Below are 9,958 nucleotides of genomic sequence, written 5' to 3' on the forward strand. Positions count from 1 at the left end.
AAGGCGAATTGAGGCATACATTCACTTTTATAACCACGAACGACCTCAAAGAAAGTTGAAAAAACTGACACCTGTGAAGTACAGGTGCCAGTTCGCTGCATAGGGTGTTATTTAACTGTCCACAAAAATGGGTCTTGACCACTCCCGAAGGAGGAACAGGGGCGTGCTTCGCCACAAATCTTCTATTTTCGTATCATGCGGCTCGCTATTCGCCTCCGCGCGCCAGCTTAAACTTCAACATGAGCAAATGCGTATTCAGCCGCGACCGCAATCGAAGGCTCCGCTCCAGCACGCCCTTGCTCGTGGCGTATTCCCCGCCCCGCTCGGGGCCGGCATCCCCCGGCTGCACCGGCTGCACGGCCGGCTTCGCCCAGGCGAACCGGTCCGCCGCTTGCCCCAACTCGACAGGTTGCCCGTAGTGCGCGAACATCGACGTCAGCAGAAGAATACATACCGTCTTAAACATCATCCGCAACCCCTTCTTCCCGGAAAATGAAAAGCCCACCCGCAGCCAAGCGCTGCAAGTGAGCCGGTACGTGCTTCGTACGCCAGTTCATCATCGGCTCGATTTGCGGCAGCTGGCTGGCATGCTCTCGCGAGCGTAGCCCCTATAGCTTTGCGTCCCCGCCTTTCAGCGGGTTTGCCTTGACATTCGCCAAATCGCTATGTAATTGGTAACGCGCCGTCTCGGCTATGCACCTTCCACCTCGCCGGCGCCCCAGCCGCCGCCCAAATCGAACTTCGGCAACAGACTGGACATATTGTAATTCGATTCGAACGTAATGCTAAGCCGCAGCTTGCCTTGCCGTACGGCGAACTCGAATTGAATTTCGCCATGCGTCCAGCCGACTTTGTGACTCAACGCCTGAATCGCCATCCGTCGAAAATCGTTCCGCTGCGCTTCGGTCAAACCGCTCGTTCCTTGGAACGGCCTCGTCTTGCTCGTCTCGAACGGGTCATGGCGAATGCCGAACTTCCCGATGACGTTATTGCGGATTTGAACGAAGACGATGCCGGAAGACAAGTTCGAAAGCTCCTCGCTCAACTTCCCGAACACCATATTCAATTGCTTCGTCAGCGCCTCGGACATCTCCATACATTACTTACCCCCCTTCTGTCAACAGGATTACACGCGCGTCAACTAGTGGGTCGTGTGTCCTATTATAGTGGAATAACCAGTTTGTGACAATAGTAATTTTGCAAATAGCGAAAAAATTCTACAAGATGCGACACTCGGATGTAAAAGCTCCCGAAACGTAAAGTTCCGGGAGGCCTGGTTGCATTTATAACAATGGCGGCAGATGGACTTCTTCCACGACCGCAGGAGAAATCTCCTTCAGAAGGGATAAAATATCGTTATGATCGTACACATGATCCCCATTCACATCCGTCTGCAGTAGTTGCAAATAGGAAACGACATCGCTCAACTGGATGCTCGTTTCGTCACCCGACGGCTTCAACGCCCCGCTCAATGTGCGTACGGCAAAGTCGGAATGAACGCCTCCCAAGGAGACGCGAAGGACGTAATCATCCTTCACTAACATAACGGAGGATATGGTGACCGGCGTCATGTCTTCTTTGTAAAGCAATTGTTTTGTCGCCCCGTGCGTCACCTCTACCGTGTCGAACCAGTGCTGCAAGTTCGTCCCTCTAGGGATATAGGACACCCCATCCTCCACAATCACGCCTGCGGTTGTGGAGACGATGACCGGCGCCAGCCCCAGGGACAGATAGGACGGCGGGCCGTTCGATTCCCGATCATAAATTGCGATACGGGTCGCGCCGGCGGGAATTGGCGTATGCATCGGAATCATAACCGAAGTATGATATAAACCGTATTCCTCGTCTCCTTCGTAGGATTCTTCCACGGGTAAAGACAACCAGAAGAACGACTTTACGCTAAGCAACGGATTCGTCCAGAGCGTACCCGCGTCATTCGCAAATAAAATTTCCGCGCTTCCGAACGGCTCCGTCGTCTCCCAGCGAAGAATGCCTCCTATTTCCGTTACATCCTCATCGCCATCAAGGAATGTGACGTAAGACGGCGACTCCCCCTCCGGCTCGATGACGAACGGTTCGGTTGTCGTCCCTCTCACGTTATCGACGACCCGAATCGGGGCTCCCCAAGGCGAAGGGATATCTTTCTCCCCCAGAAGGACGACAACGTATAGCAGGACCCCGTTGCTTGGATCGTAAGGGAATTGCAATTCATAGTTGCTTTGATTTATAGGGGCGGTGGCAAAGACGTCTAGGTCATACTCGGATTGACCCACGATTCCGTATTTTTTCGCCGGACCCGTTCGAGCGACCGGATCGAAGGCTGCAATAGGATCGTAACTATCCCGTTCCGGATCCCGGTCTACCATGTGCGCGGCCTGTAGAATGGCCTCGGGCCCCATATCCCAAAGGGGGACGAACAAGTTCGTTCTACTCTCAACACCGCCGGTCACGGTGTAAAAGCGTATCCTTGTCTCATCGGTAATCACTTTATCGGTGATCGTGACGGAATACTCCTCTGACGCTGCCGAAATATCATTCGGAGAAGCGAGGCCTTTCAGCTCGCCGGCGTCATTTTCAAAATAAAGTCTGAACGCATCATAGGTTATTACATCAGAGAAGGAATTGTACCATTCAACCGTCCCCGAGAATACGCCATCGACATCGCCTGCATCGTAATCGCTTACCATGACCTCCTCCGGATGAGGAAGGTAGCTGTCATGAAGGTAGAGATGTACGGCGTTCTCGCCCTCTCAGTAAATATACCAATTTCTCAACATCGTGGTACCACATCGACCCTTCCCCCATAGATAGTTGAAGCTCGACCATCCCGGGATAGGTGGTAAATGTCGCTTGCCCTCCCTCGCCAAATTCGGCCGTGTCGACGATGGATTCGCCCTGGTAAAGCGTCAAATACCCATAGTTCACTTCTTCACCGTCAGGGTATTCCGCCGTCACCGTCAGCGTCGCTCCGGGTTCGGCCACGGTCGCGACCGTATCAACGAAAGCGGAAACCGTGTCCTCCCGCTTCGTGTACAACCGGATGATGTAATCTCCCGGCTCGAGTTCGGCTAAATCGAACTGGTTATCGCCGGCATCTCTCGTCTGGATGAACTCCGGGGATTCGGTATTACCGTTATAAAACACCTCCATTTCGATAGACTGATGCTCCGAAAATAACGGTTCATCGAAACTGACCTCGATCGTGTCCCGCTCTACGGTGACTTGCACGTTCTCCACCGGCTTGGGCGAAAGATCGTAAGCTTTGATCTCGCTTTGTTTCACCGGCGTCGGAACAGGCGACCATGCCTCTTGGAAAGCGCCGAGCAAGTATTCGGCGTTACCGGTATTGTTCTTACCCCAACCCCACACGGACCCGTCTGCATTCATGGCGAAAGCGTTCGAAAACCCTGTGTAAAGGACTTGGACTTCTTCTAAATTATTAATCTCGACGAAGGTGTTGCTATAGTTGATTTCGTAATTAGATTCATCTAGACCAAGCAGATCTTCCCATGGGTCATAGCCCACACCGATGACCCGGCCGTCCTGCTGAAGCGCAAGCGTCACGTAATTAACCGGATGGATAGAAACGGGGAGGTTATTTTGAAACTTGGGCACAATTTTCGGCGTGGGCTGATTCACGTGGTTACCATCCTCGAAGCCAAGCTCGCCTTCCGTAGCGTTTCTCCCCCAAGCATATACGTCTGTTGCAGTCGTCGCGAAAGAGGCTTGCGCATTCGGACCTGAATAGATATGCGTTACGCCGGTAAGACCCGGCACCTGGGTAGCGACGTTCACATCGGATACCCCGGTAGAGTGACCAAGTTGTCCGGAGATGTTTTGCCCCCAAGTCCAGACCGTACCGTCTTCCTTTAACGCCATCGCATGGGAGAAGCCTGCCGCAATCTCGACGACGTCGCTAAGATAGTCCGACTCTCCGGCCCCCGTCTTTACCTTCAGGGGCGTTGCCGCTTGAGTCGTCCAGGCAGCTTGTCCGAGTTGTCCATACGAATCGTTACCCCAGGCCCAAACAAATCCTTCCGTATCGAGTGCCAAAGCGAAATTTTTCCCTGCAGAGATGGATTTCACCGTTACACCTGTAGGGAGTTCGACTTCCGAAGGAGTGGAAAATGAGAGCAACGGGTATGAGTCTATCGTACCCCAAGCGTATACGCTTCCGGTAACCGTTCGAGCAAGCGCGAAGGCTTCGCCGACCTCGATGTCCTCGGCTTCGGGCAACGGAGTCTCCGCGCCGATCGTAACTTGGCGGAAATATTTCGAAGACGTCGTATCTCCCGTCCCTAACTGATAGGAGGAGTTATTCCCCCAAGCCCACACCGTGCCGTCCTCCAGCAGAGCAGTCGTGAAAGAGGCGCCTCCCTCCACCTTAACGACGGAGGCCGCGCCAACTTCTTCATCGACCGCGAACGCGGTTCCGGGCGGAACGATCACGCTAATCATCAGGCACCAAGACAACGCCACCGTTACCCATCGTCGAAACTCCATACGTCTCATTAATCCCATTCTCCCTCGTTTCCTATCGGTAATAGATATTAAGTATACCAGTTCAAGGTTGAAATTGGGTTAAACCTATTCATTTAATCATTAATAATCTGTAAAAAAAAACCGTAATGCATAAGTTCGCATTACGGTTGGTAAAGTATAGTTTTTGTTATTCCGCCTCGACCGCCGCCGTCGTCTCCGTCTCCGTTATAATGACGCTCTGCGTCTCCGCGTCGAAGTCGACCGTCGCGCCGAACGCTTCGCTCAGGAAACGCAACGGGATGACCGTTCGGCCGTTCACGGACTCCGCCGCGACGTCCAGCTTCACCGCGACGCCGTTCACGTACGCCGTATCGCTGCCGAGCGTCAGCTTCACCGTCACGTCGCCGCGCACGACCGTCACCGTACGCGTCGCGTCGTCGAAGCTGACTTCCGCCTGCAGCGCCGCCGAAATCGCGCGGAACGGCACCAGCGTGCGACCGTTCTTCGTGAACGGTTTCACGTCAAACTCCGGCTGCTTGCCGTTGACGAACGCTTTCAGCTCCGTGCGGCCCGCCTTCACCAGCAGCTTCGCCAGCTTCTTCACCAGCTTCGTGTCCGTCGGAGCCGCAACCGCCGCCTCCTGCTGCGCCGCGACCGCGGCCTCCAGCTCGCCTTCCGCCTCGAGCGCCGCCGCGAGCGCCGCCGCGTCCACCGAACGGTCGGCTAAAATCTCAAGCACGACCTCCGCCGCCGCATTTTCCTTCAACTGCAGCTTCACAAGCGCCTTCTCCAGTCCGTGCGTTTTGCCGCCGCCGTGCTTGCCGCCTGTGTCGTCGCCGTAGACGTCTCCCGTCACGCTGGCCTCCGACTCGACTTCCGCCTCGAGCTCCACCTTCGCCTTCGCTTCGGCTTTCGTCTCCGCCTTCGCCTTCGTCTCGCTCTTGCCCTTGCTTTCCGCAGCGCCCGCCGCCGCCATGCCAAGGCTCATGCTGGCCACCAATGCGCTCATCGCGAGCAATGCCGTCTTTTTCGTCCAATGGTTCCGTTCCATCGAAATCATCCTCCCTGATATGTATGTTCTCTTGATGTCCATAACGTTCGGGCAGGCTGTCCGTTATGTGGGGGTCGGGGCAGGAAATCAATTTATCCCAGAAAACGAAACCGACCCCCTCGCCAAGCGAGAGGGTCGGAACCTTTTCTATTCTTCGTGCGCCGCGAACGAGATGGCCGGAAGGAAGCTCAGGAGTATCTCGAGGTCCCTGCGGTCGGCGTAGCCGTCGCCGTCCAGATCGATCGGTCCGACCTGACGCAGGTAAGCGACTAGCTGCGCCATCCCGACGCCTCCGCCCGACGGATCGATCGCGGCCTTCGCCGCCGAGACAGCCGCTGGCGTCACGATGCGGAAGCCGGCGAGCACTTCGTTCAGGCCGCCCGCCGCCGAGCGCACCGCGCCCGCGCCGAGCGAGAGCGAAGCGCCCGAGCTCCAGACGATCGCGGACGATTCGTCGGTCGCGGCCAACGCCACCCATACCGCGCGGGGGTCTGCAGCGTCGTAGCCCGCCATCGCCGCCGACGCATTCACGCCGGCGAACGAGAACGCGGCAGCGTCGAGCGTCCTCGTCTTTTCGAGCGGACGGTCGAACACCAGCTTAACGACACTGTCGTCTCCATGTGCGTAAGCGACGGCGTAACGCAGCGTCGGAGACGCCTCCGGCGGCACCGACACAATGTTCGTCACCTCGATGGACGCCGCCGCACGGTTGCCGGCGAGGTCCTCCGCGAACACCGTAAACCATCCGTTCGCCTCCGCCGTAATCGCGAACGCGTCGACCGTTGAGACGTACCCCTCCACCGTGTCGAAGTCGCTAACCGTATACAGACCCGGCGCCCACTTCAGCACGGCGATGCCGTTCATCGAACCGACCGCCGCCGCCGAGACGAAGACGTTCACGCTGCCTTCCGTCGTCTCCGGCGGCGCCGGGAAAGCCGTCAACGTCACGATCGGCGGCGTCGTCAAAATGTTCCCGATGCCGACCGTCTGCGTCTTCTCGTTGCCGAACGTGTCCCTTACGGTAACCGCGTACGTTCCGTTCGTCGTCGCAACCGCCGTCGCAAGGTAGGTTCTCCTGTCGGGATCGCCGTCCTCGACTTCCTCGAAGAGCAGATCAGACGACTCGCCGCCGTCCTGCTCCCAGCGCAGCCACTCGATTCCGTTCGACTCGCCGTACACCGTCGCCGTCACCGTCGCCGTCACCGGTCCGTTCGTCGGCGCGCCGGGGGCGACGTCTACGGTAACGGACGGCGTCACGACGTCGATGTTCGTCACGTTCACCGTCGTCAGCGTCTCGTTGCCCGCGAGGTCCTTCGCGTACACCGTATACGTCCCGTTCGCGCTCACCTGAAAGCTTAACGATGATGTAATATCGTCCCCGGCGGAGGCGAAGTGCTCCGGATCGGCGATGTCGCCTTCCTCCCACTTCACGACTTGCAGCGCATTGCCGACCTCCTCTCCGTACACGGCTGCCCCAACATGGACGGCGACGCTTTCGTTCGTCGCCGCCTCCGGCGAGACGGTCAGCGCTAACGTCGGCGGGGTGCGAACGACGCGGTCGATCGTTATCGTCTGTACCCCTTCGTTGCCGATCGAGTCTCGCGCGTAGACGGTATAGACGCCGTTCTCGGTCGCGAGGAACACGCCCGTAAACCCTGTCCCCTCGGTCGCGAAATACGCCGCGTCCCGCACGCCGGCGGCCCACTTCGTCGTCACCAAACCGTCCGCGACGTTGCTGACCCCCGCGGTGACATGGATGCCGACGTTCGACGGACCGGCCGACGGCGTCAGCGCGATGACCGGCGTCAAGATCTCGACCTCGACGGCCGTGGAGGTATCGTATACGTTCCCGACCAAGTCGTACGCCCGGATGCGCAAATCGAAGTTGCCGTTCGCATGGATCGAAGTGAACGAACCGATCGGCAGCCACGAGCCGCCGCCGTTCAACGAATATTGCACGTACGCGATGCCGCTATGCACATCGTTCGCGGCGAGCGAGCGGAAGCGTACCGCTTGATTGCTCTTCGTGCCCGGCGTATAATCCTGTCCGTTCGTCTTCTCCATGACGTATGTAAGCGTCGGCGCCGTCTTGTCGACCTTCACCACCGAAGCGAAAGTCGCGAGGTTGCCCGCGACGTCTTTCGCGCGCACGACGACATTCCGGACGCCCGAGGTCGCGAACGTCAAATCGCCCGTCAGGTCTGAAAACGTCTCCCCCCCGTCGACGCTGTATTCGAAGTCGGCGGCCGGGACGTGGGTCGTCAGGTCGACCGCCGAAGCCGCGAGGGTGACGGTTTCCTGCACCCAAGTATCGCTAACATACGTATCTCCCTCGCCTGACGTGAGCGTTACATCCAGCTCCGGCGGCGTCATATCGATATAAATGTTATAAGCCGTCGTATCCGCGTAGTTTCCGACCGCGTCCGTAGCGCGGAAGAAGACTGCATGCATGCCTTCGGTGAGGGTAAACCCGCTGACCGGCCACCACGTCTGTTTCCCGTCCAGCGAATATTCCAGCGTACTCACGCCGCTGCCCCCGGTGTCGGCTGCCCCCCAGTCGACCAGCACCGTCCTGTTCGTCCAGGACGCGACCGAATACGTCCCGCCAAGATCGGTAACGAACTGCGGCACAGCCGGCAAAGGCGCCGTATTATCCAAGAAGAACGCATCGGTGCTGACCGTGAGAAGGTTCCCGGCGACATCGCCCGCGACCGCATGCAAATACCAAGCGCCGTCTTCGCCGGACAGCGTGACCGACTCGCCGTCCGCGAAGCTCGACCATCCCGGGTCCGACGCGTCCGGCGGCGTCGGCGACTGCGTCCACATATACCGGAACAACCCTGGATCCAGGCCCAAGCCGAGCGACAGCTGTGTGACGTCGATCGTCGCCGAAGCGGTCTTCGCCCACGCCCCGCCGCTGCCGGACGGCGAAATCGTAACGGACGGCAGCTCGAAGCCCGAATACGCGCTCTCGTCGCCGCCGTCGCCGCCGCCGGTGACCGTCGCAGTCGCGGTCAACGACGGGTCAACTAGCAGCGAGATGCCGCTCGTCACCGTAATGACCGGATACACGCCGCCCGCCGCAAGAACGTCCGACCGCGTACAGGTATCGGTCAGGTTGTTACACGTCCAACCCGACCCGGAAATCGAGTTCAGCAAAAGGCCGGTCGGCAAATCGACCGTCACCGTCACAGCGGTCCCGTCCGTCGGCCCATCCCCGACGTTGCGGACCGTGAGCGTATATTGCTGACCGCCCAAGAAGTAGTTGCTGGCGCGCACGATGTCCACGGCCAAATCCGGAACGCCTGCCGACGAGGCGGGGGAGCTCGGAAGCGCCGCAAAGATGCCAACCGCCGCCGTCGCATAGAGCGCTGCAAGAAGCCACTTCCGGATTTTCTCATACATGATTTTATCCCTCACTTCCTATGAACATTATGCAGCTTGGCAACCGTCATCCGAGCACAACAAAGCCCGCCCCCGGGGGGCGGAGCCGATGTCCGCGTCATCATCTCCATATTAGTTATATAGTACCATGAAATAGGTCGAATCCTATCGGTCGATCGGTTCATTTTCCGAGTTTTTGATACAATATACAGAAACAACTCGTTGAAAAGGGAGTTCCCCGGTCATGACCATCGCCGTCATCGGCAATATCTTCCTGGATGTGAAAGGCTACGCGGCATTCGCTTACGACCCGCAAGGCAAAAACGTCGGCGACGTTCGCTTCGTCCACGGCGGCGTCGGCCGCAACGTGGCCGTCAATCTCGCGTCGCTCGGCGCGCCGACGCGGCTCGTCGCGACCGTCGACGATAGCGCGCTGGGCGGCGAGGCCGTCGACCGATTGCGCGCACTAGGCGTCGACGTCGACTTCGTACGTCCCGCCGAACGCGGCATGGGACTATGGCTCGCGATTCTAGACGAGAACGGCGACCTCGCCGGGTCGATCTCCCGCCAGCCGAACTTCGACGGCCTGCTCGGACTGCTCGACGACGCCGGCGCGGACGCGCTGCGCGGCGCGACGCATGTGGCGCTCTCGATCGACCTGACGGAATCGGTCTCCGCGATCGCCCTCGCCCGATGCCGCGGCCTACCCATATACGGCTTGCCGCACAACCTGCAGGTCGCGGCACGCCATCCGGAGTTGCTCGCGGAGCTGGACGCCTTCGTCTGCAACCATATCGAATTCGACCGACTGCGCGGGGCGGACGAAGGTCCCGCAAGCGGCGACGGTTGGTCCGGGCTCGCGAACGACGCAAGGCTGCACGCCGTCCGCTCGTTCGCCGACTCGCGCGGCCTGCGAGCTCTGGTCGTCACGCAAGGCGCCGCAGGCTCCGTCTTCTACGACCGCGCCTCCGGCCTCGCCGGCCATCAACCGGCCTTCCCGACGCGCCTCGTGGACTCCAGCGGGGCGGGCGACGCCTTCTC

The 9,958-nt window shown here is 59.0% G+C and carries 8 protein-coding genes and 1 riboswitch; of the genes, 2 read left to right on the plus strand and 6 right to left on the minus strand.

Features of this window, described 5'->3' with window-relative positions; genetic code table 11:
* Positions 1-7 precede the first annotated feature (7 nt).
* Positions 8-103, plus strand: a complete 96-nt coding sequence (locus tag VEZ38_RS09600; RefSeq protein ID WP_324892563.1) for an IS3 family transposase — start codon at positions 8-10, stop codon at positions 101-103.
* A 102-nt stretch (positions 104-205) separates the two neighbouring features.
* Here the strand turns inward: VEZ38_RS09600 and VEZ38_RS09605 are convergent, their stop codons facing one another.
* The 6 genes from VEZ38_RS09605 to VEZ38_RS09630 all read right to left on the minus strand — a co-directional run bounded on the left by VEZ38_RS09605 (position 206) and on the right by VEZ38_RS09630 (position 8,938).
* Positions 206-469 (minus strand): hypothetical protein, encoded by a 264-nt coding sequence (locus VEZ38_RS09605; RefSeq protein WP_324893135.1) that lies wholly within the window; start codon positions 467-469, stop codon positions 206-208.
* A 101-nt stretch (positions 470-570) separates the two neighbouring features.
* Positions 571-655: riboswitch (cyclic di-GMP riboswitch) on the minus strand.
* A 36-nt stretch (positions 656-691) separates the two neighbouring features.
* Positions 692-1,096 carry an O-methyltransferase gene (locus VEZ38_RS09610; protein ID WP_324893136.1) on the minus strand — a complete coding sequence of 135 codons (405 nt, stop codon included), beginning with the start codon at positions 1,094-1,096 and terminating at the stop codon, positions 692-694.
* A gap of 187 nt (positions 1,097-1,283) precedes the next feature.
* The gene (locus VEZ38_RS09615; protein WP_324893137.1) at positions 1,284-2,687 is read right to left on the minus strand and encodes a hypothetical protein; all 1,404 of its coding nucleotides are present in this window, start codon (positions 2,685-2,687) and stop codon (positions 1,284-1,286) included.
* 28 nt (positions 2,688-2,715) lie between these two features.
* On the minus strand, positions 2,716-4,512 hold the full coding sequence (locus VEZ38_RS09620) for a hypothetical protein (protein WP_324893138.1): 1,797 nt from the start codon (positions 4,510-4,512) through the stop codon (positions 2,716-2,718).
* 157 nt (positions 4,513-4,669) lie between these two features.
* On the minus strand, positions 4,670-5,533 hold the full coding sequence (locus VEZ38_RS09625; protein ID WP_324893139.1) for a copper amine oxidase N-terminal domain-containing protein: 864 nt from the start codon (positions 5,531-5,533) through the stop codon (positions 4,670-4,672).
* Between the two features lie 147 nt (positions 5,534-5,680).
* Positions 5,681-8,938 carry an OmpL47-type beta-barrel domain-containing protein gene (locus VEZ38_RS09630; RefSeq protein ID WP_324893140.1) on the minus strand — a complete coding sequence of 1,086 codons (3,258 nt, stop codon included), beginning with the start codon at positions 8,936-8,938 and terminating at the stop codon, positions 5,681-5,683.
* A gap of 223 nt (positions 8,939-9,161) precedes the next feature.
* Between VEZ38_RS09630 and VEZ38_RS09635 the strand changes: the two genes are divergently transcribed.
* A partial coding sequence (locus VEZ38_RS09635; RefSeq protein ID WP_324893142.1) for a carbohydrate kinase family protein occupies positions 9,162-9,958 on the plus strand: 797 nt, incomplete at its 3' end.

The organism is Paenibacillus sp. (assembly GCF_035645235.1).
Lineage (GTDB): Bacteria > Bacillota > Bacilli > Paenibacillales > YIM-B00363 > Paenibacillus_AE.